Below are 23,988 nucleotides of genomic sequence, written 5' to 3' on the forward strand. Positions count from 1 at the left end.
TGCGTCCCGCGGTCCGGCGTCACGCGTCCCGGCAGGCCCTGGCTCTGAACTGCGCCAGGGAGAGGGTGACGGCGGATTCGTCGCCGTCGTCCGAGACGTCGTCGTACAGGACCTTTCCCGGGGCGAGCCGGTCCCGGTCGGCCAGGGTGAAGGAGACGCTGCTCGACGACCAGGAGTTGTCCTCGGTCCAGCCGTACAGGGCATAGGTGGTCCCGGCGGTGAGCGGAGTGAGCGCACGGGTCGTGGTCCAGCCGGCGGCAGGCGCATCGAGGGGCCAGGTGACGAGACCGGCCTCGAGGTGGCGGTCGGACGTCCATGAACCGACCGTCACCGTCTTGTCGGTGTCGTCGCTGTCCACGTAGAGGGTCGCGCCGTCGATCCGATGCCCGCAGATCATCATGACGCCGAGCAGATGCCCGTCGCCGGTCACGGAGATGCCGGCGACGGCGTCGACGGGAACCGTGCACCCGTTCGTCGCGGCCAGCGCCGCGCCCGCCACGAAGGCGCCGACGAAGCGCCGGAACACCGGCCGTGAAGTGGTCGTCCGCACCAGCCCCCCTGCCCGGAGGGCGCGCACGGGCCCCCTGCCTCCGGATGGTAGGGGCGAGCGCCGTCGGGCGGCGGCGTCGCTGCCCACCCGATGCGCGCTCGTTGTCGCCCCGTAGCCGCCCGGCCGCGCCGGCCCGGCACGGCGCCACCGGCACTTCTGGTTGACCCGGCACGTGGACCGGCGGCATCGAGCGATGAGTTCCGCTCCGAGGAGAGGTCTTCCTGCGCGGACGTGCTCGGCCGAGCACGGTGACCGATGAGGAGACTCCAGCGTGAGCGGCATCGTGGTCCAGAAGATCGTCCGGCCCGAGCGCGTGGTGTCGGGCCCGTGGCCGGAGGTGATCGCCTCGAATCTCGACTACCACCGGGCGACCTTCCTGTGGAAGTGCGAGGGCCTCTCGGACGAACAACTGCGGCTGCGTCCCGTGCGGTCGTCGGCGTTGACCCTGCTGGGGCTCATGCGCCATCTGCAGGGGGTCGAGCGTGCCTGGTTCCAGCGGACGCTGGCCGGCGCGACGCCCCGCTTCTTTCCCTACCGGACCTACGTCACCGCTGACGGCGGCGAGTGGTACGACGAGTCGGACGCCACGCCGGCCAGGGACGTCTACGCCGACTACCTCACGGCGTGCGAGGAGTCGCGGCAGGTGTTCGCGACGGTGACCGCCGATCTGGCGCGCATCGTGCCGAACCCGGAATTCGGTGACACCGACGTGCGGTTCGTCCTGGCGCACGTGATCGAAGAGTACGCCCGCCACGTCGGCCATGCGGATCTCCTCCGCGAGGCCGTCGACGGCGCCACCGGCGAGTAGCCGACGGACCTGTTCGGTTTGCGGCGAGTTGTCTTGGTTGCGCAGTGGGGCCGTTGCCAAGCCTTGGGCACACTCAACTCCAGTGAGGTCGTCGTGTACCAAGAGCCCCCTCTTCCCGGTCCCCCGCGCCGACGTGTCAGGGGATCCGTCCGCGCCGTCGCGGCCACCGCTCTCGTGACGCTCACCGCCGCGACAGGCGCCCCCGCCGCGGGCGCCAGGACCGCGCCGGACCCGGCAGCCGTGGTCCGCGAGTGGAACTCCGTCGCCACCGACACGATCAAGGCCGACCTCGGCGCGCGCCCCTCCGGGCAGGCAGCGATCTGGGAGGGGTTCGTCTCCGTCGCCGTCTACAACGCGGTGGTCGGGATCGAAGGCGGCTACGCCCTGTACACATGGCACGAGCGCGGTCCGGCCAGGGCATCCTCCGCGGCGGCCGCCGCCACCGCGGCCCACGACGTGCCGCTCACCTGCTTCCGTGCCTTCAGGCAGCGGCTCGACACCGCCTACGCGGACTCGCTCGCCGCTCTCCCGGCCGGTCGGGCCAGAGACCGGGGCGTCGACTACGGGAAGCGCGCCGCCGCCCGCATCATCGAACTCCGGGAAGGCGACGGAAGGTTCGCGGACGTTCCGTTCACCGCTTCCCCGGCACCGGGGGTCTGGCGGCCCACCCCGCCCGCGTTCCAGCCCTTCATCGACACCTGGCTCGCAAGGCTCCGCCCCCTCCCGCTCACCTCCCCGCGGCAGACCGAGACCGCCCTCTTCTTCAGCGGCAACCTGGTCGAACAGGTTCAGGCAGCCGTACGGGACCACGCCGCCCGGCACCGGCTCGGCATCGCCGAGACGGCCCGGCTGTTCGCCGCGGTCAACGCGTCGGCGACCGACGCCGTCGTCACGGCATGGGACGCCAAGTTCCACTACGGCTCCTGGCGGCCGATCACCGCCATCCGCCTCGCCGCCACCGACGGCAACCCCGCGACGACGGCGGACCCGGCCTGGGAGCCGCTGCTCCCCACCCCGCCGCACCCGGACTACATCGCCGGTCACACGACCGTCGCCGCTGCCGTGGCACGCGCCCCGACCGGCGTCCTCGGCACCCCGCGCATCGACCTCCGCGTCCCCTCCGACGTCACCGGCACCACGCGGTTCTACGGGTCCGCAGGCGACCTCGACCGGGACGTCGTCGACGCCCGGGTGTGGGGCGGCGTCCACACCCGCACCGCGGACGTGGCCGCTGAACCGCGGGGCCGCGAGGCTTGACGACCCACGTCGGGCCTCGCTCACGGACCGCCGCTCGCGGCACCGCTCTCCTGCGCTTCGAGAAGTCCCTCACCGTGCTCGACCGCCGGCGCGCAAGTGCCGTCATCGGGCCGTCGACCAGGCTCTGCCCCAACTCGGTCAGCACCTTGTCCCTGCTGCCGCGTCGGAACGGCCCGAGGCGAAGCGCCGTCAGCCGCGTGTTGCGTCGGACGCCGCACACGGACCGGAGCAGGGACCGGTCGTCAGGCGCTCAGCCGCTCCCGGTCGCCCATCACCACGACCGGGTGAAGGCGGGGATCGAGGGTGTGCAGCAGGGCCTTCATTCCGGACTCGGGAACGGTGACACAGGCGGACGTGCCGTCGCCGTGGTCCAGGTGCAGCCATATGCCGCCGCCCTTCTCCACTCCGTCGGGACGACTCCAGTCGAACGGGGGGACACCCGTGAGCCGGTTGTAGTCGATGGCGATGACGTAGTCGAAGTCGTGGACGTGCTCGTCGCCGTCCTCGATCATGGTGGCGAAGGCATTGTCGTCGTACCAGTAACGCAGGCGGCTGCCCGGATCCTTGAGCGACCCTCCCGCATCCGTCAGGGAGAACACGCCGACGGGGCTGCGCTCGTCGTCCATGCGATGGTCGGTCGTCCAGCCCAGTCTGCCGTTGTGCGCGGGCCAACTGCCGGTGCGTTTCCAGGCGGTGCCCTGTTTCTCGTAGAGCACGACGGTGCTCTCGGCGGAGTCCGTGTCGTCGCCGTAGACGACCACGGCCTGGCGGGCGTCTGCCGGTACGCGCTTGCCCATGCGGCTCCCGACGCCCGGAAGACGCGGGCCCGCTTCCGGGCCGGCGGAGCCGGGCGCGGCCGGGTTGTTGACACCAGGGGCACCGACGTGACTCCTGCGCCCGTCGGCTCCCGAGCACGCCGCAGTGCCGGCCAGCAGCACACCGCAGGCAAGGGCCGCAGGTATGGCATGACGCGCACCGCCACGCCGCGCCGGGGGAGAACAGGGCCGTATCTCGGCAGATGTCCGCATGAGCAGGATCCTGTGCCGCGCTGCCCCGGCACGCACTTCGAAGACGGCATCCGGCGTAGCGGCCGGGCGGCGGAGTGGCCGGCCGGTGTTGCCGAGGACGGTGCCGGCTGCAGTGCGGAAGTCCTTCACGGCCTGGTGGAAGGCGCGTTCTCGTGCGGTGCTCGTCCACGTCACGCAGGTCGGGAACCTCCGGCCGGAGTGGGTCCGACACCGGGTCCATGGCGATGTCCCGGTCGTGCAGGGCACCCAGGTAGTTCACGTAGGCGTCCCTGCGGTGCTGTCGGCGCCAGTGGCCGAACTGATTCTGTCCTTCGCCTACGGACCGTCAGAAGCCGAATCCGCGTCTGCACGCCGCCCGCCCAGGGCCGGCCGTGGTGCTGGAGGCCGCGGGTCATGCGGGTGGCAGGGGCTGCTCCGTCCAGACGGTCTTGCCGTCGTGGGTGTAGCGCGTGCCCCACCGTTCGGTGAGCTGTGCGACCAGGAAGAGCCCGCGTCCGCCCTCGTCCGTGCTGAGGGCCCGCCGGAGGTGGGGCGACGTGTGGCTGGTGTCGGACACCTCGCAGATCAGGCTGTGCGTGCGGATGAGGCGCAGGGTGGCGGGGCCGGTCGCGTACCGGTAGGCGTTGGTGACGAGCTCGCTGGCGACCAGCTCGGTGGTGAAGGCCAGTTCGGGCAGCCCCCATTCGGTCAGTTTCGCCGCGGTCAGCTCCCTGGCCCGGGCAGCGGCGGTCGCTTCCAGGGGCAGCTGCCATGAGGCGGCGTTCTCCGGCCGCAGCACCCGGGTGCGGGCGATGAGCAGCGCGATGTCGTCGTTGGGCCGGTGGTTTTTGGGCAGCAGCGCCTCGACCACGGTGTGGCAGGTCTGTTCCAGCGGTTCGGTGACGTAGGTGAGACACGCGTGCAGGTTCTTCAGCGCGGCGTCGACGTCGCCGTTGCGCGCCTCCAGCAGACCGTTCGTGTACAGCGTGAGCAGGCTGCCCTCCGGGAGGTGGAGATCGTACGTCTCGAACGGCAGGCCGCCCAGGCCCAGCGGCGGCCCCGCAGGCAGTTCGAGCACCGTCACCTCGCCGTCCGGGGTGGACACCAACGGCGCCGGGTGGCCGGCGCGCGCCAGGGAGCAGCGCTGGGAGACGGGGTCGTAGACCGCGTAGAGGCAGGTGGCCCCGAGCACCTGCTCGATCGCCGCGTGGTTGCCTTCGGCGTTCGCCTCCAGCTCGGCGGCGAGCAGGCTGACCAGATCGTCCAGGCGCGCCACCACCTCGTCCGGTTCCAGGTCCAGGCTGGCCAGGGTACGGGCCGAGGCCCGCAGACGGCCCATCGAGGCTGCGGCGTGGATCCCGTGGCCGACCACGTCTCCCACGACGAGCGCCACCCGGGCCCCCGACAACGGGATCACGTCGAACCAGTCGCCCCCGATCCCCGGCTCACCGCTGGCGGGGAGGTACCGGCAGGCCACTTCCACGGCCGGCAGGTCGGACGCCACGCTGGGCAGCAGACTGCGCTGAAGAGTCAGAGCGGCGCTCTGCTGCTGGGTGAAGCGGCGCGCGTTGTCGATGCACACGGCCGCACGCGAGGTCAGCTCCTGGGCCACCGCGGCATCGTCGTCCTCGAAGGGCTCCGAATGGCGCGACCGCCACAGGCTCACCACGCCGAGGACGAGGCCGCGCGCGACCAGGGGCACCGCGATCAGCGAATGGACGCCGAGACCGGAGGCGATCTCGATCCGCCGCCGGTCCATGGCGTACCACTCGGGGCGGAGGGAGAGCAGCCCTTCGAGGATCGGGCGACGCTCGGCCAGGCACCGCGCCTGCGGGGACTCCGGGAGCAGCGGGACCACTTCGCCCTCCTGGTACGGGACCCGGTGTTCCGGTGGGGCGAGGGCGGCGCGGAGCAGCGGACCTGCCACACCCGCAACGGGTTCGTCACCGAGTGTCACCGGTTCGAGGAGGTCCACCGAGCAGTGGTCGGCCAGGCCGCGGACAGCCACCCCGGCCAGTTCCCGCGCGGTCTGTATCACGTCCAGCGAGGTTCCGATCAGGTTGCTCGCCTCGTTCAGCAGGGCGAGCCTGCGTTGCGCCCGGTGGCGGTCGGTGACGTCCTGGATCGTCTCCGCCACCCCGAGAACCCGGCCCGAGGAGTCCTCCATCCGGAATGCCGAGACGGACACGATCCGTTCCCGGCCGGGATCGTGGCGTGCCCGGGCGGACTGCTCCGTGAAGATCAACGGCTCGCCGGTCTCCAGGACGTGCCGTACCCGCTCGTCGGCCGGACCCGCGTCCTCGTCGACCATGAACTCACGGGGATGACGGCCCACCGGCGCCGAGGCCGGGACGCCGCTCGCCTTCTCGATCGCACGGTTGACCCGGATCACCGCCCTGTCCGGGCCGTAGGTGACGAGACCGATGGGGGAGCGGCGGTACAGGCCGTCCAGCAGCGCACGGTCCCGCTGCCAGGCGATGACCTCCGCGGCCGGCGCACCGACCAGGAGCCACTCCGAACCGCCCCCTTCGCGGGTGATCTCACGGGCCCGGAAACCCATCTGCACACGGTGTCCGTCGCGGTGCCGGACGGGCAGGACGCCGAACCAGCCCCCCGCCTTCACGGCGTCCAGGACGACGGACCGCACGACACGCAGGTCGACGGCGTCCACCAGGACGTCCTGCCACGCCCGGCCGAGAACCTTCCCGGCCGGATAGCCCAGCAACTCCTGCGCACGTGCGCTCCAGCCGACCACGGTGCCCCGATCGTCGAGCACGGCCGAGGCCCCGCGCCCGAGGGCGAACGGGTCCTCGGGGCTCTCGCTGAAATGCGTCGAGGGCGTCCCCATGACCACCACCTTGCCTCCGTGCCTTCGATGGTCCTCCCCGAGGTCTCCGCCCGCGACTCCCTGCCCGACGCGCCGGACCCCGTACGTGGCGGCCGGGCCAGCACGGCCTCACATCCGGGACCTCAGCACGTCGACCTCACAGCCCGGCGCGAAGGGGTCGAAGCCGTGCCCGGCCAGCCAGCGGACCACCAGCAGGCTCCGCACCGACCACCATGCGCGGATCACGTCGAGGTCGATGTCGGTGCCGTAACCGGCGACGACGTCGTCAAGGTGCTCCTCGTGTCCGAGCGTGAAGGTGGCGAGGTCGTACAGGGCATCGCCCTGGCCCGCCTCGGACCAGTCGATGATGCCCGTGACCTCGTCGCCGTCGACGAAGACGTGCGCGATCTGCAGGTCGCCGTGCGTGAACGCCGGAGTCCACGGCCGGAGCGCGGCCTCGGCGACCTGGCGGTTGCGGGTGACCAGGTCGGCGGGCAGGACACCGTTCCGCACGAGCAGCTCGCACTCCTCGTCGAGTTCCGCCGCCAGCGCGACGGTGCTCCGGCCGGCCCGGCCCTGCCGGGACGGCAGCGGCGCGTCGTGCAGCTTCCGGATGGCGGCGCCCGCCGCGGCCCACGCCGCCGGCGACCCGGTCGACGGGCCGCCCAGGCGCCCGAGCGTCGTCCCCGGGAGTGCGGCCATCGCGAGCACGGGCGGCTTGCGCCACAGGACCTCCGGGGTCGGGACCGGCGCGAGGGACATCGCCTCGACCTCGACGTCGACGCGGGCCTGATCGGCGTCCACCTTCAGGAACACGTCGCCGACGCGCAGCGTCGCGCGCTCGGAGTGGGCGACGACGACCTCGACCTCATCCATGGGCGACCAGTATCCCGGGGACGTTCACGTACGTCGCCGGGTTTGTCGCGTGCGACGACGCGGCGCTGGTCGCGCGCCGTCGCGCCGTCGCACCGTCGCGCCGACCGGAGACCGGTGCTGGACGGTGCTGTGCGGCACCGCTTCGGCGGCCTTCGCGGACAGCGGTCCGTCCGCGGCGTCAGAGCCGGCTGTACGTGTCGATGTCCTCGGTGAACTCCTCGATCGCGTGCGGGGTGAGGGTCGGCCGGGTGTCACCGATGGCGGTCATGTAGTCCTCGGTGGTGGCCGCTCGCCCCTGGCGGTGCGTGACCTCGTGTTCGAACGCCGCCTGTGCACCCTTGCGGGCGGCGAATTCGATGTCGGCCGGGGTGAACAGCTCACTGGCCGCGACCAGTTGGCCGAGATCCACCGAGTCGCCCGAGGACCTGAGATAGCGGGCCCAGATCGCCGCGCGGGCGGTGGGGTCCGGCGGGCCGATGGGGATGACGTAGTCGAACCGGCCCGGCCGCAGGAACGCCGCGTCGAGGGAGCGCACCGAGTTGGTGGCGCAGGCCAGCAGCCGCGCGTCGTGCTCGCGGAAGAGGGGGATGAGCTTGAGCAGTTCGTTGGTCACTCCGTGCCCGGGGTCGACGGCCTTCCCGGAGCGCACGCCGGCGATCTCCTCGACCTCGTCGATGAAGAGCAGCACGGAGTCCAGTTCCGCCAGGTCCGCAAAGGCCTCCCGCAGCGCCACGGCCAGCCCCTCGCTCGTGTCGGCCGCGAGCCGGGAGGGGAAGAGCTCCACGAACGGCCAGCCGAGCCGCGAGGCCACCGCCTTGGCGAAACTGGTCTTTCCGGTGCCGGGCGGGCCGAACAGGATGATCGACTTGGGCGGTACGACGCCGTAGCGGTCCGCCAGCGCCGGCTCGGTCAGCGGCAGTACGACACGGCGTTCGACGATCTGCTTCTCCCGCTCCATGCCGGCCATGGCGTCCCAGAGGCCCTCGGGCAGCATGCGGCCGCCCAGCGCGGCCATGACGTCGGCGTTGGCGGTGCCGGGCGGCTCGAGCTTCTCGTAGTAGGTCAGGTCGGCGCGGGACCGGTAGCCGGAGTTCTCCAGAGCCTTCGTACCGGCGGCGCCGGGCGGCAGCAGGGCACTGACGTGGCGCACGCCCAGTGCCCGCAGGCGCCGTTCCAGCTCGGTGAGGAGCGCGCTGCCGATCCCGCGCTCCCGCCATCGGGCGGCGAGCGCCACCAGCAGGATCCATCCCCGCTTGTCGTGGGCCTGTGCCACGGCCATGCCCACCAGTTGGCCACCGACCACCGCGACCACCGCCGTCTGACCGGCCTTGGCCGCGGCCATCACCTCGGAGACCGGAAACACCCGATGTTCGTCGGCCTGGCGGCTCTGGTCCCAGATCTGAATGGCCTGGTCGAGATCGTCGTCGTGATAGTCACGCAGATGCCAAGCGGGCATGGTCACCACCTCACCCGGCGCGGAGCTCCCATTTTCCCCCATGGTGTGATTTATGGCGAGCCTCGCGCGGGGTCGGCGAGCGCGCGGTCAGAACCAGTGCAGGCAGTGCGGCGGGCGGTCGGCGCGGAAGAGGGAGTCGGCGAGGGCGGCCGCGCCCGGGTGGTGGGCTCGGATGTGTCCGGCGCGTACGAGCGTGCTCGGGGCGGTGCCGCCGAGGTAGAGGGAGCCCAGGTCGCGCACGTCCAGGGACAGGTCGGGTTTCCGGTCCGTGGGGACGCAGCCGGCCTTGCCGTCCCGGACGGTCAGCAGGTGACGGCCGTGTTCGCCGAGGAACGGGTCGTCGACGTCGAGGACGAGCTCGCCGTCGGTGAACCAGCCGCGCGCGGTCAGAGCCCGCGGGACGTCCAGCAGCCGTATCCAGAGCCAGTCGGTGTCGCCGCTCACCTCGCCGGCGCGGAAGTCCGCGAACTGCCAGCGCAGCGGGTGCTCGGGCGGGACGTGCTTGAACACGACCTGAGACACCAGGTCGTGTCCGAGTACGAACCGGGCCAGGGCCGTGAAGACGGCGTCGTCGGTGGCGATGGTCTCGTCGACCGTCAGGGTGCCGGACTCGAGCGAGTAGCTGGCGTACCCGTCCGGGACACCGTCGGCGTCCCGGTGGACGGCGAGGTAGCGCGGCGCCGGTGAGATCGGGGGCTGCCCCGCGCGCAGGGCCCACCAGCGGTGCGGCCGGGACAGCGCCCCGGGCTGGGCGCGGCGGTACCGGTCGTAGACCTCCTCCAGAATCTCGCCGCATTCGGCACGACGCAGCACCTCGACCGAGCCGTTGCCCGTGCCCGTGCCCGTGCCCGTGCCCGTGCCCGTGCCGGTCGCCGGTGCGGCGGCCACTGTGTGCGCCCGGGGAACGGCGAGGGCGGCCCGGTGACGCGGCACCGTCAGCCGCGCCGTGTACGTCGCCGGTCCGTAGCCGAACCTGCCGTAGATCGGGGCCTCGGAGGCCAGCAGCACGGAGAGGAACTCCCCGTCGGCCCGCAGACCGGCGAGCTGTCGCCGCATCATCGCGCTGAGCACGCCCCGGCGCCGGTGCGAGGGCAGGACGCCGACCGCGGTCACCCCGGCGGCCGGGACGAGGGTCCCACCGGGCAGGGTGAGCTCGAAGGAGTGCGTGGCGGCGGTACCGACCGGCCGCCCGTCCGCCGTCCGGGCGAGCAGACAGCGGTCCGTCTCCAGCGCCGACCACCAGAGCCCGCCGCCCTCGACCGGGGGTTCCGGGAAGAGCCCGAACGCGGCATGGACCGTGTCGACGAAGACGTCGAGATCCTCGTCGGTCGTGGGACGGATCTCCATCGTTGCCCCTGCCTCCTCGGGATACCGGCACCACGACTCGTGGTGTCCGGCCACAGTGCAGCGCCGACCCGTGGCCGGGGCAAGCGAATTACGGCCGGGCGGGCCGGCGAACCCGTGCCGCCGTGCGCCCCATCGGCTGCCGTTTCCCGCCTGCTGCCTGCCGGGCCGGTCCGTCACCCAGGAGGTGGGCAAGTGACCCGTCTCCAGCGGGATACGGGCGTTCCTGTGGCAGCAGTCGGGCCGCGGAGGTCAGGTCGCCACTGCTGACGAGGGCGTGGATCTCGTGGGCGAGCGGGGTCACGTCGCGGACGGCCACCGTCCACTCGTCCGCGTAGCGCCGCACGGCCTCACCGGAGAGCCCCCGTTGCAACGACCGGTACGGCAGGGGCTGGAGCCGCAGGTCCCGTTCGGGGTCCCACTGCACGCGAGCAGGCGCCCGCTTCAACTGACGCCGCCAGCCGGCTCGGTCGGGATGCACCCCGTGGACGCGGCCGGACAGACACGCGCTGCGCAGCGCCCACTCGAATCCGTCACGGCGGATCTCGACGGCCAGAACGGTCTCCTGCCCCTCCTTCGTGGCCCAGCCACAGCGGTACGTCATCCACAGGAACGACGGCTTGATCCACGTCATCCTGTCCCGCTTCCACCCGTCGGTGAAGCGGCCCTCGCGGACAGCGGGCCGTCCGATCTCCGGCGAGTACGCCTGGTAGACGGTGGTCGTGGATTCGGCGTAGTCCGCACGGATCCGGCGTAGCGGTTCTTCCATGGCGTACGGCGTGAGGTCCGCCCGATCGGGCGGCTACCGAATTTCGGCTGACGTCGGCCGCGGCGGTGGGCGCCCGCACCTCCGACCGGCCGCAGGCCTTCGTCCTGGTTGCACAGGGGCGGCGGGGACTTGGGCGGGGCCTCGATTCCGCGAGGCCCACGACTGGATCAGACGGTGAGGACGAGCTTGCCCTGGAGGTGACCGCCGTCGAGCAGCCGGTGTGCGTCGGCGACGCGCTCGAAAGGGAACGTCTCCTGCACGTGGACCCGGAGCCTGCCCTGTTCGACGAGTTCGACGAGACCTCGCAGGGCGACCGGATCGGGGTCGACCGCGATGCCGCTGAAGCGCATGCCGGCCGCCTCGTACCTCGCGATGAGCTCCGCATCCTCCTCGGCGACCGCCGTCACCAGGTGACCGCCCGGGCGAAGCACGTCGAGCGACCGCTCGACGGTGTCGCCGCCGATCGTGTCGAGCACGACGTCGATGTCGCGGACCGCCTCGGTGAAGTCGACCGTCGTGTAGTCGATGATCTCGTCGGCGCCGAACCCCTCGACGAACTCCCGCTTGTTCCCGGCGGCGGTCGTGATCACGTGCGCGCCGAGCGCCTTCGCGATCTGGATCGCGACGTGGCCGACCCCGCCACCACCGCCGTGGACCAGGACGCGGTCGCCCTCGGTCACGCCGCCGAGGTCGACGAGGCCCTGCCACGCCGTCAGCCCGACGACCGGCAGCGCCGACGCCTCGACGTGCGAGAGCGACGCCGGCTTGCGCACCAGGTGCACCGCCGGTGCCGACACGACCTCGGCGTACGCGTTCGCCGCGCGCGGGAACCGCGGCATCCCGAACACCTCGTCGCCGGGCCTGAACCGCCACGACTGCGACGCCTCCTCGACCACACCGCTGATGTCCCAGCCGAGGACGAACGGCGGCCGGCCGAGCAGCGGGAACTCGCCGGCGCGCAGGCGCGCCTCCAGCGGGTTCAGCCCGATCGCCTTGACGCGGACGAGAACCTCGGTCGGAAGGGGCCGCGGCTCGGGTGCGTCCACGACGGTGAGCACCTCGGGACCGCCGAGCGACTTCTGGGTGATGACTCGCATGACTCTCCTGGCTCTGGAAGGGGGAGAGCACCCAAGCTAGGTTTCCGACAGGAACCGGCAGGTACCTCCGGCGCGGGTACCTTTGGCGCCATGAGCGGTTTCGGTCCCGGCGATCCGTTCCTCGCCGACTGCCCTGCGCGACTGGCGGTCGAGCTCATCGCCGACAAGTGGACGGTGGTCGTGCTCTACGGCCTCAGCAAGGGCCCGGTGCGCCACGGCGAGCTGATCGACCTGATCGGCGGCATCTCCCGCAAGATGCTCACCCAGACGCTCCGACGGCTCCAGGCACACGGGCTCATCCGCCGCCACGCCTACGCCGAGGCGCCGCCCCGCGTCGAGTACGAGCTCACCCCGCTCGGGGCGACGCTGATCGATCCGATCCACATGCTGACCGAGTGGGCGAGGACGAACGGCGATGCGGTGCTCGACGCGCTCGACGCCGCCCCTGAGCCGGTCGCCCCTCGCGACTGACGCCCCGCTAGGGCACCGAGAAGCCGTGTCGACGTGGGCCGCTCTCCTGGCGAGTCATCAGCCGGGCCGGCAGCACGGAGCTTGGGCCACGCATCAAGGCCTGCGGAGGGGAGCCGCACCGACCCAGCGGTGATAGGCATCCATGTCGACGTTGCTGCCGCACACGATGGTGACTACGTGTCGGCCGACGAAACGGTCGCGGTTTTCCAGGATCGCCGCGATGCCGAGAGCGGCTGACGGTTCGACGACGAGACCGGCGTGGTCGAGCAGCATGCGCATACCGGCGGTGATTGATGCCTCCTGGACCAGGAGGGCGTCGTCAGCGACCAGGAGGAGGTCGTCCAGGACGGCCGGGATCGGATGTCGGCCGGCGACTCCGTCGGCGATGGTGTCGGTCGAGTCGGTCGTGACGATGCGCCGCCGGCGCCACGAGTGTGTCAGCGCCGGCGCGCCGAGCGGCTGGACACAGATCACCTCCACTTCGGGGGTCAGGGCCTTCAGCACGTGTCCTACGCCGGTTGCCAGCGCCCCGCCGCCGAGAGCGATCAGGACGGCGTCGAACGACGGCGCGGCGTCCACCAGTTCCAGGCCTATGGTGGCCGCGCCCTCGCAGGTCTCGATGTCCAGGCTGTCCTCGACCAGCCGGATGCCGTCGCGGCGTGCGATGGCTGCCGCTCGCTCGCGAGCCATCTCGTGGTCGCCGTCCACCAGCTCCAGCCCGGCGCCCAGCGCGCGGATGCGATCGAGCTTGGCCACCGTCGCGGAGCGGGACGCCACCACGGTGACGTCGAGCTGTCGGCCGCGACCGGACCAGGCCAGAGCCTGACCGAGGTTGCCTGCGCTGGCGCACACCACGGCTTGCGATCCTTGCTCGGCGAGCAGGGTCGCGACGACCTCGGTGCCCCGGGCCTTGAAGCTGCGGACCGGGTTCGCCGTTTCGAGCTTGATGCTCACCATGCACCCGAGGCCGGGCTCCAGCGCCTCGCAGCGGTACAGCGGAGTGTCGAGAAACAGCGGGTCGATCACCCGGCGAGCCGCCCGGATCCGAGCAGTGTCGAGGCGCGTCTCCTGCATGACACAGCAGCGTAGCGCCGTCGACGCGGCCCCCTTCGGGCGAAGGGCCGGCACCGGGAGTGCGGGACGGGCGCGGCGAGCGGGATCCGCTCGTGACCCGTCAGGGCGTCCGACGGATGACAGAGTCCGGCATGCGCCGGGGGAGCGATCCGTCGGCGTGGAAGCCGCGCACCGGTCTGCGTGTACTCCCCGGCCCGGCCGGGTGGCAGGCGGTCGTCGATGACCGAGTCGACGGCGGCAACGAGCCGACATTCATGGCGACTTTCGGTTGCCAGGCAACCTGCGTCGACTTCTTACCCTTTTCACAGATGGCACACAAGCACCTCCTTCCGTGCCTGCAAGACGTGCACGACTCGTCCCGACCAGACGCAGAAAGAGCACCCATGACCAGACACCACCCCAATGCCTTACGGCGTTCGGCGGTCATCGCCGCTGCCGCCCTCACCGTCGGCGCCGCCGCAACCCTCGCCGCGCCCGGCGCGGGAGCGGCGACACCGGCGGGCACGCCGAAGCTCGCACTGATCGCCGCTACCCCCTCGGTGACCGTCGACCGATGGGAAGGCGAGCCGGGGATCTACCTGGACCTCGGCACCTACATCACGGTCGACGGGGGACCGTTCGAGCTTCGGGTGACGCGCAAGTCCTACAACGACCCTGTCGTCGCCTCGCAGGTGATCCGCTCCGGCGGCCGGACGGTGACCAAGACCCTGCCGACGGGCCTGGTGAAGGACTTCTCGGGCCTGCCGGGCTTCCTCAAGGTCAGCATCAGCGACGAGTCGGGCGCGAAGAAGCTCGACACCACGCAGTCGTTCTGCCCGAACAACCGGGCGGGCCGGATCCGGCCGGATGCCCCGGCCACCTCGAAGTACCCCGACGGTTGCTCCGACAACCCGTTCGCGCTCGGAGGTGTGTGGGGTGTCGAGAAGGGCTGGGCGGCCGCCACGTCCCAGGGCTTCCGTGGGGACAACCCGATCGACCTGCCGGCCGGCGTCTACACCGCGAAGGTGTCGGTGGCGAAGAAGTACCGCGACCTGTTCGGAATACCGGACAAGACGCAGACCATCAAGGTGACGGTCCGCCAGCAGGATTCCGGCGGGGGCCAGGGTCTGACCGGCGCCAAGCGCGGGCGGAAGAGCGCGTCGAAGATCGCGAAGCCGGCGGCCAAACGCCCGGTCGGCAAGGCGGCCGTCGCCGCCGACATGCCCAAGCCCGACCTGCGTGCCCTTCCCGCGTACGGTATCGCGATCACCGACGGGGGCGAGGGCGGAGAGGGTGCCGTCGCCGGCAAGGACTACCTGGCCTTCAGCGCCACCGTCTGGAACGGTGGCCCCTCGCCGCTGGTCGTGGACGGGTTCCGCAAGCCCGGCGCGGAGAAGATGGACGCGTACCAGTACTTCTACGACGCCAAGGGCAAGCAGGTCGGGTACACGCCCACCGGCACCATGGAGTGGGACCCGCGGGAGGGCCACCAGCACTGGCACTTCAGCGACTTCGCCAGCTACCGGCTGCTCGGCGCGGACAAGAAGGAGATCGTCCGCAGCGGCAAGGAGGCGTTCTGCCTGGCCAACACCGACGCCATCGACTACACGGTGAAGAACGCCAACTGGCACCCGTACAACACCGACCTCGCCACCGCCTGCGGTGAGGAAACCGCCGTCTCGGTGCGCGAGGTGCTCGACGTCGGCAACGGCGACACCTACAGCCAGTACCGGCCCGGTCAGTCCTTCGACGTCTCGGACCTGCCGAACGGCACCTACTACATCCAGGTCATCGCCAACCCCGACAACCGGCTCAAGGAGCAGAGCACGGCCAACAACGTCACGTACCGCAAGGTCGTCCTCGGCGGCACGCCGGGCGCCCGCACGGTGACCGTGCCGAAGTACGGCCTCATCGACGCTCCCTGATCACCTGGCGGGCGGGGGCAGCCGCCTCCGCCCGCTCACCGGCAGGACGCCGGACGCCGGTCGTACGGCACGACGTCGCGCGTCCCGCCGGTGCCCTCAGAGACCAGCCGGGTTGCGGGGCAGCCAGGCACGGTGGGCGTCGCGTAGGCGGTCTCGTTCTTCGGGGCACGCCGCGATGACGTCAGCGCCGCCGTCGTACGGATGGTGGATGCGGGTGAGTCCGCTGTCGGTGATGATCACTCCGCTGAGTACGTCGTCTGCCACTTCGCGGAGGATGTCGTCGACCGTGCCCGGCCGCCAGGGGCGGCGGTCGGCGTAGAGGTGCGTGTAGCTGTGGAGCTCGGGGTCGGGATCGTCGTCGTACGCGAGCGTCATCCAACGGATGCCTTCGGGGTGCACCTCGTGCCGCTCCGGCGGGAGTTCCGGTCCGTCCGGTTCCCAGGACCACGCCACGGTGAGGACGTAGACGTCGGTGCCCTCGAAGAGTTCGTCCAGGACCGAGTTGTACCGGTGGAGGACGATGGCGTACTCGTCCTCGCTCCCCGGGTAGCGCCTCGAGTCCGGCAGGCTGTGGAAGCGCACCCAACGGTCGCTGTACGCAGTGCGCAGTTCGTGGGCGACGGGAGGCCCCTTGGGGAACTGGTGCTGCCACAGTGCGGACAGGCGGATCAGGCCGTCATCCCCGTAGATGGGCAAGGGATGCGTCCTCAACGGGATAGGGGTGTTCCTGGGGCAGCAGTCGGTTGGCCGAGTCCAGGTCACCGCTGCGGACGAGGGCGTGGATCTCGTGGGCGAGTGGTGTGACGTCCCTGATGGCGACCGTCCACTCGTCCGCGTAGCGTCGTGCAGCCTCACCGGAAAGGCCGAGCTGCAGAGATCGGTACGGCCGGGGTTGCAGGTGCAGATCCCGCTCGGGGTCCCACTGCACGCGAGCGGGCGCCCGCTTCAACTGACGCTGCCAGGCGGCTCGGTCGGCATGCACCCCGCGGGCGTAGCTCGACAGACACGCGTTGCGCAGCGCCCAGTCGAAACCGTCACGGCTGATCTCGACGGCCAGCACAACCTCCTGCCCCTCCTTGGCGCCCCAGCCACAGCGGTACATCATCCACAGGAACGACGGCTTGATCCACGTCATCCTGTCGCGCTTCCACAGGGCGGGAAAACGGCCCTCGCGAACGGCGGGCAGGCCGATTTCCGGCGAGTACGCCTGGTAGACGGTGACCGTGGAGTCCGTATGGGCCGCACGGATCCCGCGTTGCGGTTGTTCCATGCCGTACAGCGTGGGGTCGGCCGGCTCGGGCGGCCACTGATTTTGTCGGGCACGGCGCCTCCCCCGCCTGTATCGAACGGGACGCATAGCGAGAGGCCGGCCACCGCCGGCGTTGACGTGTCGTGACGAGAGTGGCGGCCACGAGGAGAGACGGGGACTGCCGCACAGACGGGCCATGCCAACCGTGCGGCGATCGCGGCAGCAGTGAGTTGGAGCAGCACGAGCAGGCTCGTGACGGTACGGCTACGAGTTCCGCAGCGAAGCGCGGGACGGGTGCGACGCGGTCGTCGTCCGGTCTTTCCAAGTTCGCGCCCACAAGCTCCGGAGGGCCCGATCGCAAGGCGGCGGAGGCACCGGACGTGCAACTGTTCGGGACCGTCAGGAGTCTAGCGACGAAGAAAGTTCACCTGGGAAAAACCGTCCGTTTGCCCGCGTTCCGACAGAGGGTTCTCTCCATGCCGATGCCCCCGCACAACCGTCGCGCCTCCCGTGCCGCTGTTGCCGCCCTCGGCGCTGCCGGCCTGATCGCGCTGGCCGCGGCTCCCGCCGCCTTCGCGGATGGGACCGCGCCCGAACTGGTCGTCGGAGGCATCGAGCCGATCGGCGGTGTGAAACCGGGGAGCACCTTCGATCTGCCGGTCACCGTGGCGAACAAGGGCACCGGAGCCGCCGAGAACGTGTGGGTCTACTACGCCGTCACCCGGGGACTCGACTTCGCGGAGGTTCCCTCCAACTGCCGAGCGCAGTACGTCCGGTCCTACGACGAGATGCCCGAGTTGTGGACCGTGGTGTGCGGGTTCGATCAGGCGGTGGAGCCGGGCGTCGTCTATACGCCCGACAGGCCTCTCCGTGTCAAGGCACGGGACCGCGCGCTCAACGACGAACTGTGGCTGCGGGTCGGGGAAAACGATCCGGGGGTGGACGAGAACGGCACCGCGCCGGTGGCGGGAACCGCGCCGGCGGTGAAACTGGTCGAAAGACAGGCGGGGGGGAGGGGTCCGCGCGAGTCGTCCATGTGCCCGTCACCTCCGTCAACACGGCCGACTTCCAGGTGACGGGGGCCGCTTTGAAGGGGAGCGTCGGCGAAACGGTGCCGATGAAGGTGGAGTTCACCAACGCCGGACCCGCCTGGGTCATGGGCAAGCTGGGGGTCACGCCGGTCAGCGTCATTGTCACGCCGCCCGCCGGAACGTCGGTCGTCAAGACCGCCACGTTCTGCAGGGCCAAGGGTGAGACGTACCGGTGCGGCATGCTTTCGGGGGCTCTCAACGAGGGCGGCCAACAGGCCTACACCTTCAAGCTGAGGATCGACAAGCGCGTGGCGCACGCCAAGGGCACGGTGGCGCTGAGCACCGAGGCGCGGCCTTTCGACCCCGACAAGGCCAACGACAAGGCCGACATCACGCTGGACGTCATCGGTGGAGGGCCGACCGGCTCGACGGGTGGCTCGACCAGTGGCTCGGGCGGATCGACCAGTGGCTCGGGCGGATCGGTCGGTGGGTCGGGCGGATCTGCCGGCGGGTCGTCGTCGACCGGCAACGACGGGGGCACGGCGAACGGCGGCCACCTGGCGGAGACCGGGTCCTCGGCGCTGCCGATCACGGGCGTGGCCGCCGCGGCGGTGGTCACGGGTGCGGGCATGCTCGTCATCGTGCGCCGCCGCCGGGCCCAGAGCCCGAGCTGACGACCGTCCGACGCGAGCGGTGGTACCTGCCCCGGGCCGCCGGTCCGGGACCTCCGCGCTGCACTGATCGGCGGCGCCTCAGGCGGTCCCCGGATCCGAGCCGACCGAGGAAGGCGCCCGTTCAACCCGGATCTTCTCGTTCTCACATGGACGGATGGCTGACGCCGCCGACGCCAGCCATATGGCGCTCCACCGACGTCCTCAGGCCCTCAAGTGCTTACGGAGACGTTGTCAGTGGCCCCGCGTACCGTGCGGTGCGTTGGGCCGGACGGAGATCGTGAGGGACTCGCGGCCATGGGGGGTGGGTATAGAAGGTCCCCGGCACCCAGCTCGGGACTGGAACGGGATCCGTGTCCCCACCCCCCACCTCACCCACGGCGTGGCTGTCGCTTGTGGCGCTGTTCCGTACTTGATCCTTCGAACAGCCTGTCCACCGCCCGGGGTCGATCAGGGGCAGCATGCGCGGTCTACTCCGCAGTGGCCTCCGGGACAGGGGCAATGCCCGTGGGGCACGAGGCGCCCCAGTTCGTTCCGAGTGGGTCACTTAGCTTGACCCCCGTCCCGCCCAGCCCGCAGTAGCCCGCCGGGTTCTTGTCGAGATATTGCTGGTGGTAAGCCTCGGCCGGGTAGAAGGGGCGGTCGGCGGCGGGGAGGATTTCTGTGGTGATGGTGCCGTAGCCGGAGTTGGTGAGGACCTGCTGGTAGGTCTTGCGGCTTGCTTCGGCCGCCGCGGTCTGTTCGGGGGTGTGGGGGTAGATCGCCGAGCGGTACTGGGTGCCGACGTCGTTGCCCTGGCGGAAGCCCTGCGTGGGGTTGTGGGACTCCCAGAAGGTCTTCAGGAGGCGGTCGTACGAGATCAGCTTCGGGTCGTGGACCACCCGTACGACCTCGGTGTGGCCGGTGAGGCCCGAGCAGACCTCTTCGTAGACGGGGTTCTCGGTGTGGCCGCCCTGGTAGCCGACGAGCGTCGTCCACACGCCCGCCGGGAGCTGCCAGAACTTCCGTTCGGCGCCCCAGAAGCAGCCGAGGCCGAAGTCGGCGACCTCCAGGCCCTCGGGGTAGGGGCCGAGGAGGGGGTTGCCCAGCACGGTGTGGCGGTCGGGGACGTCGAACACAGGCGCGGGCCGGCCCTTGAGCGCCTGTTCGGGGGTGGGCAGCTGGGGTGTGCGGCCGAAGAACATGGGGTCTCCCTGGCGGGCGGAGCGGGGCGGGGGCTTGTGTCGGTGACAGGGACAACGTGGTGGGTGCCGTCTGGATTCCGGGCCGCCCGCGGCCGGGTCAGGCCGGCTGTGGGGTCGGTGGCAGCAGCGCCCGCAGCGGGCCGGTGTCGGGGTGGTCGGCCAGCGCGGCGGCGACCGCGGCGTGCAGCGTGGCTTCCGTGCCCGCCTCGCCGTCGAGGTCGGACGCGGAACCGGGCAGCCGTACCACGGCCGGGCGTGACCAGGAGAACTCCCAGTGCAGCAGCGACCGCGCGCTGAACTCGGCCAGCACCATGCTCTGGAGCGCGTCGCGCAGCACCGGCCGTACGGACTCCCGGAACGCCGGGTCCTGCGCTGTCGCCACCTGCTCGGACAGCGGCAGCCGCTGTGCCAGCTGCCACAGTTGACCGTCGTCGATCAGCCGGAGCAGCGCGGGCAGCGTCGGCCGGTCCTCGGTGTGGGAGGCGAGCGCGCGGTGCAGCGGGGTGTCGAGCGAGGCCAGTCCCGCGGCCATCGACGAGCTCAGCAGCTGCTCCCACTCCCCGGCCCGCTCGAACTGCCGCACCTCGTCGGTCAGCACCGCGTCCTCCAGCGCGGCCAGGGTGCGGGCCGGGTCTGCGAGCAGGGCGAGGGCCGGGCCGCCGTCGTCCGCGCCGCGGCCGTCCGCGGGCAGTTCCTCGATCCGCCGCACCCGGTCGGCGATGGGCGGATGCGAGTCGTACGGCGATACGGGCTCCGTCGGCAGCTTCGCCCGCAGCCCCGCCAGTTCCGTCTCGCGGGCCGTCAGCATCCGGCCGAAGCCGCCGAAGAACTGCCCGCGCGGCGGCAGTTGCCGGGCCGGCAGGCCGAGCGTCGCGTACGCGTCGAGGTAGAAGCCGTGGGCGGCGGACAGGACCGGGATCTCACGGAGCGCCGACGCCGTCGCGTCCCGGCCGGCGATCCGGGCGGCGGCCAGGTCGGCGGCGTACTCCTGCGCGCGGGCCGTCGACAGTGTGGCCCGCATGTAGAGCTTCGCGTACGCCGTGTAGACCGCCGCCATCAGCCGGTACGTGAAACCGGAGCCGGCGGTGTCGATCTTCTTGGCCTGTCTGCCCTTCGCGGTGCGCCTCGCGGCGGCCTTCTCCTGCCGGGCGCGTTCGGCGGCCTCCTTGCCGTCGGCGCGCGCGTGGAAGTGCTCGACGGTCCGCGCGATCTGTACCCGGCCGCGCACGGCGAGCGCCGACAGCCGGGTGTCTCCGCCGGTGAAGTGGCCGTACTCGTGGGCGAGTACGGCTCTCAGCCGGGCCTCGGTCAGCCCGGTGAGCAGCGGCACGCCCAGGTAGAGGCGGCGGGGTCCGGGGCGCAGGCCGAGCAGCCGAGGCTCCTCGCTGACCGCCGCGTTGACGTCGCCGGTGAGCACGACGGCGTCCGGAGCGCGGGTGCCCGTGGCCGCCGCGAGCTCCCGCACCAGGGCCCACAGCCGGGGCTCGCCGGCCTCCGTGACCGGGAGGCCGGGCGGGCCCTCGCCCTTGGGGGTGCGGAGCATGAACATGCCTCGGACGACCGGGACCGCCAGCAGCAGGGAGACGATCACGATCTTCCCGGCGAAGGCGTCGGGCGCCCACTTCACCGCTGCCACGTCGACCACGGCCGCCACCGCCAGGAGGACGAGGCTCAGCAGATAGAAACCGCAGAGCAGAACAAGGGCGCGCAGCGCCCGCAGAGTTGCGCCCATCGGGCAGATCCCCCCACAGGACCCCGGGGAACGGGGCCGACTACGACCAACGGAAAACGAACGGGAGTATGCAGGCGATGCGACGGTGCCTCGCACGGGTGGTGCGGAGTGGGGGGACGCCGGAGTATGCCGTACCGCAGGTCAGGACGGCAATTCAGGCGCCCTGAGGTTCCGCGCCCCAAGGGGGCGCGGGGCCGCGTCCGACGTGCGGCTGCCGCCGCGTGGGCGCGAGCGACCCCCACCGGCCCGCGCCCGGCAGACGACCGTTTCTCTTGTCGGCGCCCTCAGCTGTGCAGCGTCGCCGGGCTGCCGCCGTTCGCCTCGTAGCCCGCCACCGCCAGTGCGCGGAAGAGTGCGAACTCGCCGGCCGGGTTCGCCGACAGCGTCCAGGGCAGGGCCCCGACATGGCCGTCGACGCGTATCAGCTCGCCCATGGCCTCCGCCCACCGCTCCGAGCGGACCAGGAAGAAGACCAGCAGGTGACGGACGTGCGCGAGCATCGGGTCGTCCTGGCGGGCCGAGTGCACCGCGTGCAGGGCGCCGTGCACGGCCTTGGTGACGACCTCGCTCTGGTAGAAGCTCGCCACCAGGTTCACCTCGGGCAGGTGCTCGAAGACCGCGAACAGCGGCATCGCGGCCAGCAGCGAGCCCTGCGGGGCGCGGGCGGCGGCGGCCTCGGCGAAGGAGTACGCCAGCTCGCGCGAGCCGTGCCACTTCTCGCACCAGTAGTGCAGCGCCGCCAGGTGCGCCCCCATGTGCGTCGGAGCGCGGTCCAGGATCTTCAGCCACAGCTGCTCGAACTCCGGCTGCGGGTAGTTCAGCCCGCGTGCCACCGACAGCTCGATGATGTACGGCACCGGGTCGCCGGGGGAGAGCAGTGCCGCCTGCCCACAGGCGTCCCTGGCCTCCTCCATGATGATCCGGAAGTCGTCGGTGCCGGGCGTCGACGTCCGCCAGGCCTGCTGCACCAGGAACTCCGCGTGGACGGCCGCGCCGCCGGCGTCCTTGGGCTGCTCGGCCCGCCAGACACGGAGCCACTGGCCGCCCGGCGTCTCGCTGACCCCGCCCGGCCGCTCCTTGAGCTCCAGCGCCGCCGCACCGGCGAAGGCCTGCACGCGCTGCCAGCGCGGCTCGCCCGCGATCTCCGTGCCCGCGAGCAGCTGCGAGGCCGCCCGGTAGTCCTGGGTGCGCTGCACGACGTCCAGGACGTCCAGCAGGTCCTGGTCGGGGCCGGGCATGCGGATGTCCAGCTCCTCCTCGCGCACGAAGCCGTAGTCCGCCGGGTCGGCGGCGTCCGGGTGGCTCGGGTGGACCTGCTCGATCATGCCGCGCCGCCGCCGCAGGACGGGGAGCAGCGCGAAGCTCAGCAGGAGCAGCGCCATCAGGGCCCAGAGAATCGCCATGCGTCAAGCGAACCAGACGGCGCCGACAATTGGCCAACCGGTGCCCTGACCTGTGGACAACCGACGGCCCGGCCTGTGGACAACGCGCGGGGTCCGTCGGAGCACTAGGCTCGTCAACCATGAGCGACAGGCACCACATCAGTCAGCACTTCGAGACGCTCGCCATCCACGCGGGCAACACGGCGGACCCCCTCACCGGTGCGGTCGTACCGCCGATCTACCAGGTCTCGACCTACAAGCAGGACGGCGTCGGCGGCCTGCGCGGCGGCTACGAGTACAGCCGTAGCGCCAACCCGACCAGGACCGCCCTGGAGGAGAACCTCGCAGCCCTGGAAGGCGGGCGGCGCGGGCTCGCGTTCGCGTCCGGGCTGGCGGCCGAGGACGCCCTGCTGCGCACGCTGCTCAGCCCCGGCGACCACGTGGTCATCCCGAACGACGCCTACGGGGGCACGTTCCGGCTGTTCGCGAAGGTCGTCTCCCGGTGGGGCGTGGAGTGGTCCGTCGCCGACACCAGCGACCCGTCCGCCGTGCGGGCCGCGATCACCCCGAAGACCAAGGCGGTCTGGGTGGAGACCCCCTCCAACCCGCTGCTCGGCATCACCGACATCGCCGCCGTCGCCCAGGTCGCCCACGACGCGGGCGCCCGGCTCGTCGTCGACAACACCTTCGCCACGCCCTACCTCCAACAGCCGCTCTCGCTCGGCGCGGACGTCGTCGTGCACTCGCTGACGAAGTACATGGGCGGTCACTCGGACGTGGTCGGCGGCGCGCTGATCGTGTCGGACCAGGCGCTCGGCGAGGAGCTGGCCTACCACCAGAACGCGATGGGCGCGGTCGCCGGGCCGTTCGACTCGTGGCTGGTGCTGCGCGGCACCAAGACGCTCGCGGTGCGCATGGACCGGCACAGCGAGAACGCCACGAAGATCGCCGACATGCTGAGCCGGCACGCGCGCGTGACGCGGGTCCTGTACCCGGGCCTGCCCGAGCACCCGGGGCACGAGACCGCCGCCAAGCAGATGAAGGCGTTCGGCGGCATGGTGTCCTTCCAGGTCACGGGCGGCGAGGAGGCGGCCGTCGAGGTCTGCAACCGCGCGAAGGTGTTCACGCTCGGCGAGTCCCTGGGCGGCGTCGAGTCCCTGATCGAGCACCCGGGACGCATGACCCACGCCTCGGCGGCCGGCTCCGCCCTTGAGGTGCCCGCCGACCTGGTGCGGCTGTCCGTGGGCATCGAGAACGTCGACGACCTGCTCGAAGACCTCCAGCAGGCCCTCGGCTGAT

21 protein-coding genes are annotated in these 23,988 nt (G+C 71.5%); 7 read left to right on the forward strand and 14 right to left on the reverse strand.

What is annotated here, in order from left to right:
* Window positions 1-19 precede the first annotated feature (19 nt).
* Window positions 20-550, reverse strand: coding sequence for a hypothetical protein (locus tag ACZ4UV_RS17180; RefSeq protein ID WP_451018716.1), 531 nt, complete (start codon window positions 548-550; stop codon window positions 20-22).
* Window positions 551-821: 271 nt separating this feature from the next.
* Here ACZ4UV_RS17180 and ACZ4UV_RS17185 point away from each other — a divergent pair, with 271 nt between their 5' ends.
* Window positions 822-1,358 carry a DinB family protein gene (locus ACZ4UV_RS17185; protein WP_451018717.1) on the forward strand — a complete coding sequence of 179 codons (537 nt, stop codon included), beginning with the start codon at window positions 822-824 and terminating at the stop codon, window positions 1,356-1,358.
* Window positions 1,359-1,532: 174 nt separating this feature from the next.
* Window positions 1,533-2,615, forward strand: a complete 1,083-nt coding sequence (locus tag ACZ4UV_RS17190; RefSeq protein WP_451018718.1) for a vanadium-dependent haloperoxidase — start codon at window positions 1,533-1,535, stop codon at window positions 2,613-2,615.
* A gap of 242 nt (window positions 2,616-2,857) precedes the next feature.
* Here ACZ4UV_RS17190 and ACZ4UV_RS17195 read toward each other — a convergent pair whose 3' ends face one another.
* From ACZ4UV_RS17195 to ACZ4UV_RS17225, 7 genes are all read right to left on the reverse strand, one after another.
* On the reverse strand, window positions 2,858-3,412 hold the full coding sequence (locus ACZ4UV_RS17195; protein ID WP_390046376.1) for a hypothetical protein: 555 nt from the start codon (window positions 3,410-3,412) through the stop codon (window positions 2,858-2,860).
* 622 nt (window positions 3,413-4,034) lie between these two features.
* Entirely contained in the window at window positions 4,035-6,470 is a 2,436-nt protein-coding gene (locus tag ACZ4UV_RS17200) for a SpoIIE family protein phosphatase (protein WP_467838671.1), read from the reverse strand.
* A 108-nt stretch (window positions 6,471-6,578) separates the two neighbouring features.
* A complete protein-coding gene (locus ACZ4UV_RS17205; RefSeq protein WP_467838674.1) occupies window positions 6,579-7,325 on the reverse strand; it encodes a phosphotransferase family protein in 747 nt (248 codons plus the stop codon).
* Window positions 7,326-7,503: 178 nt separating this feature from the next.
* Complete coding sequence (locus tag ACZ4UV_RS17210) at window positions 7,504-8,781, reverse strand: ATP-binding protein (protein ID WP_451018721.1); 1,278 nt, start codon at window positions 8,779-8,781, stop codon at window positions 7,504-7,506.
* Window positions 8,782-8,868: 87 nt separating this feature from the next.
* A complete protein-coding gene (locus ACZ4UV_RS17215) occupies window positions 8,869-10,128 on the reverse strand; it encodes a GNAT family N-acetyltransferase (RefSeq protein ID WP_467838678.1) in 1,260 nt (419 codons plus the stop codon).
* Between the two features lie 88 nt (window positions 10,129-10,216).
* Complete coding sequence (locus ACZ4UV_RS17220) at window positions 10,217-10,894, reverse strand: DUF4291 domain-containing protein (RefSeq protein ID WP_467838681.1); 678 nt, start codon at window positions 10,892-10,894, stop codon at window positions 10,217-10,219.
* Window positions 10,895-11,061: 167 nt separating this feature from the next.
* Window positions 11,062-11,991, reverse strand: coding sequence for an NADP-dependent oxidoreductase (locus tag ACZ4UV_RS17225; protein WP_451018723.1), 930 nt, complete (start codon window positions 11,989-11,991; stop codon window positions 11,062-11,064).
* A gap of 90 nt (window positions 11,992-12,081) precedes the next feature.
* On the opposite strand from ACZ4UV_RS17225, the gene ACZ4UV_RS17230 reads away from it, so the two are divergent.
* Window positions 12,082-12,462: a winged helix-turn-helix transcriptional regulator gene (locus ACZ4UV_RS17230; protein ID WP_390046390.1), complete on the forward strand. Its 381-nt coding sequence runs from the start codon at window positions 12,082-12,084 to the stop codon at window positions 12,460-12,462.
* 93 nt (window positions 12,463-12,555) lie between these two features.
* On the opposite strand, the gene ACZ4UV_RS17235 is transcribed toward ACZ4UV_RS17230, so the two are convergent.
* Window positions 12,556-13,536 carry a threonine ammonia-lyase gene (locus ACZ4UV_RS17235; protein WP_451018724.1) on the reverse strand — a complete coding sequence of 327 codons (981 nt, stop codon included), beginning with the start codon at window positions 13,534-13,536 and terminating at the stop codon, window positions 12,556-12,558.
* Window positions 13,537-13,919: 383 nt separating this feature from the next.
* Between ACZ4UV_RS17235 and ACZ4UV_RS17240 the strand changes: the two genes are divergently transcribed.
* Window positions 13,920-15,440 carry a lysyl oxidase family protein gene (locus tag ACZ4UV_RS17240; protein WP_467838685.1) on the forward strand — a complete coding sequence of 507 codons (1,521 nt, stop codon included), beginning with the start codon at window positions 13,920-13,922 and terminating at the stop codon, window positions 15,438-15,440.
* A gap of 96 nt (window positions 15,441-15,536) precedes the next feature.
* Here the strand turns inward: ACZ4UV_RS17240 and ACZ4UV_RS17245 are convergent, their stop codons facing one another.
* Together ACZ4UV_RS17245 and ACZ4UV_RS17250 are read right to left on the reverse strand one after the other, a co-directional pair.
* Complete coding sequence (locus ACZ4UV_RS17245; RefSeq protein WP_467838688.1) at window positions 15,537-16,136, reverse strand: DUF3885 domain-containing protein; 600 nt, start codon at window positions 16,134-16,136, stop codon at window positions 15,537-15,539.
* Complete coding sequence (locus ACZ4UV_RS17250) at window positions 16,117-16,710, reverse strand: DUF4291 domain-containing protein (protein ID WP_467838691.1); 594 nt, start codon at window positions 16,708-16,710, stop codon at window positions 16,117-16,119. Before ACZ4UV_RS17250 ends, ACZ4UV_RS17245 begins: the two co-directional genes overlap by 20 nt.
* 359 nt (window positions 16,711-17,069) lie before the next feature.
* On the opposite strand from ACZ4UV_RS17250, the gene ACZ4UV_RS17255 reads away from it, so the two are divergent.
* Together ACZ4UV_RS17255 and ACZ4UV_RS17260 are read left to right on the forward strand one after the other, a co-directional pair.
* A complete protein-coding gene (locus tag ACZ4UV_RS17255) occupies window positions 17,070-17,765 on the forward strand; it encodes a hypothetical protein (protein WP_467838694.1) in 696 nt (231 codons plus the stop codon).
* The gene (locus tag ACZ4UV_RS17260; protein WP_467838696.1) at window positions 17,726-18,394 is read left to right on the forward strand and encodes a hypothetical protein; all 669 of its coding nucleotides are present in this window, start codon (window positions 17,726-17,728) and stop codon (window positions 18,392-18,394) included. Before ACZ4UV_RS17255 ends, ACZ4UV_RS17260 begins: the two co-directional genes overlap by 40 nt.
* 467 nt (window positions 18,395-18,861) lie before the next feature.
* Here the strand turns inward: ACZ4UV_RS17260 and msrA are convergent, their stop codons facing one another.
* The 3 genes from msrA to ACZ4UV_RS17275 form a co-directional block, all read right to left on the reverse strand.
* On the reverse strand, window positions 18,862-19,575 hold the full coding sequence (gene msrA, locus ACZ4UV_RS17265; protein ID WP_451018729.1) for a peptide-methionine (S)-S-oxide reductase MsrA: 714 nt from the start codon (window positions 19,573-19,575) through the stop codon (window positions 18,862-18,864).
* A 97-nt stretch (window positions 19,576-19,672) separates the two neighbouring features.
* Window positions 19,673-21,307, reverse strand: coding sequence for a M48 family metalloprotease (locus ACZ4UV_RS17270; RefSeq protein WP_451018730.1), 1,635 nt, complete (start codon window positions 21,305-21,307; stop codon window positions 19,673-19,675).
* A gap of 284 nt (window positions 21,308-21,591) precedes the next feature.
* Entirely contained in the window at window positions 21,592-22,710 is a 1,119-nt protein-coding gene (locus tag ACZ4UV_RS17275) for a hypothetical protein (protein WP_451020014.1), read from the reverse strand.
* 119 nt (window positions 22,711-22,829) lie between these two features.
* Between ACZ4UV_RS17275 and ACZ4UV_RS17280 the strand changes: the two genes are divergently transcribed.
* The gene (locus ACZ4UV_RS17280) at window positions 22,830-23,987 is read left to right on the forward strand and encodes a cystathionine gamma-synthase (protein WP_390046406.1); all 1,158 of its coding nucleotides are present in this window, start codon (window positions 22,830-22,832) and stop codon (window positions 23,985-23,987) included.
* Window position 23,988 lies beyond the last annotated feature (1 nt).

Source organism: Streptomyces sp. NPDC028289, assembly GCF_055565975.1.

Coding starts and splice junctions, on each gene's coding strand:
- ACZ4UV_RS17195 (WP_390046376.1), bottom strand. CDS start 3,412: ATGGGCAAGCGCGTACCGGCAGACGCCCGCCAGGCCGTGGTCGTCTAC.
- ACZ4UV_RS17200 (WP_467838671.1), bottom strand. CDS start 6,470: ATGGGGACGCCCTCGACGCATTTCAGCGAGAGCCCCGAGGACCCGTTC.
- ACZ4UV_RS17205 (WP_467838674.1), bottom strand. CDS start 7,325: ATGGATGAGGTCGAGGTCGTCGTCGCCCACTCCGAGCGCGCGACGCTG.
- ACZ4UV_RS17210 (WP_451018721.1), bottom strand. CDS start 8,781: ATGCCCGCTTGGCATCTGCGTGACTATCACGACGACGATCTCGACCAG.
- ACZ4UV_RS17215 (WP_467838678.1), bottom strand. CDS start 10,128: ATGGAGATCCGTCCCACGACCGACGAGGATCTCGACGTCTTCGTCGAC.
- ACZ4UV_RS17220 (WP_467838681.1), bottom strand. CDS start 10,894: ATGGAAGAACCGCTACGCCGGATCCGTGCGGACTACGCCGAATCCACG.
- ACZ4UV_RS17225 (WP_451018723.1), bottom strand. CDS start 11,991: ATGCGAGTCATCACCCAGAAGTCGCTCGGCGGTCCCGAGGTGCTCACC.
- ACZ4UV_RS17230 (WP_390046390.1), top strand. CDS start 12,082: ATGAGCGGTTTCGGTCCCGGCGATCCGTTCCTCGCCGACTGCCCTGCG.
- ACZ4UV_RS17235 (WP_451018724.1), bottom strand. CDS start 13,536: ATGCAGGAGACGCGCCTCGACACTGCTCGGATCCGGGCGGCTCGCCGG.
- ACZ4UV_RS17240 (WP_467838685.1), top strand. CDS start 13,920: ATGACCAGACACCACCCCAATGCCTTACGGCGTTCGGCGGTCATCGCC.
- ACZ4UV_RS17250 (WP_467838691.1), bottom strand. CDS start 16,710: ATGGAACAACCGCAACGCGGGATCCGTGCGGCCCATACGGACTCCACG.
- msrA (WP_451018729.1), bottom strand. CDS start 19,575: ATGTTCTTCGGCCGCACACCCCAGCTGCCCACCCCCGAACAGGCGCTC.
- ACZ4UV_RS17270 (WP_451018730.1), bottom strand. CDS start 21,307: ATGGGCGCAACTCTGCGGGCGCTGCGCGCCCTTGTTCTGCTCTGCGGT.
- ACZ4UV_RS17275 (WP_451020014.1), bottom strand. CDS start 22,710: ATGGCGATTCTCTGGGCCCTGATGGCGCTGCTCCTGCTGAGCTTCGCG.
- ACZ4UV_RS17280 (WP_390046406.1), top strand. CDS start 22,830: ATGAGCGACAGGCACCACATCAGTCAGCACTTCGAGACGCTCGCCATC.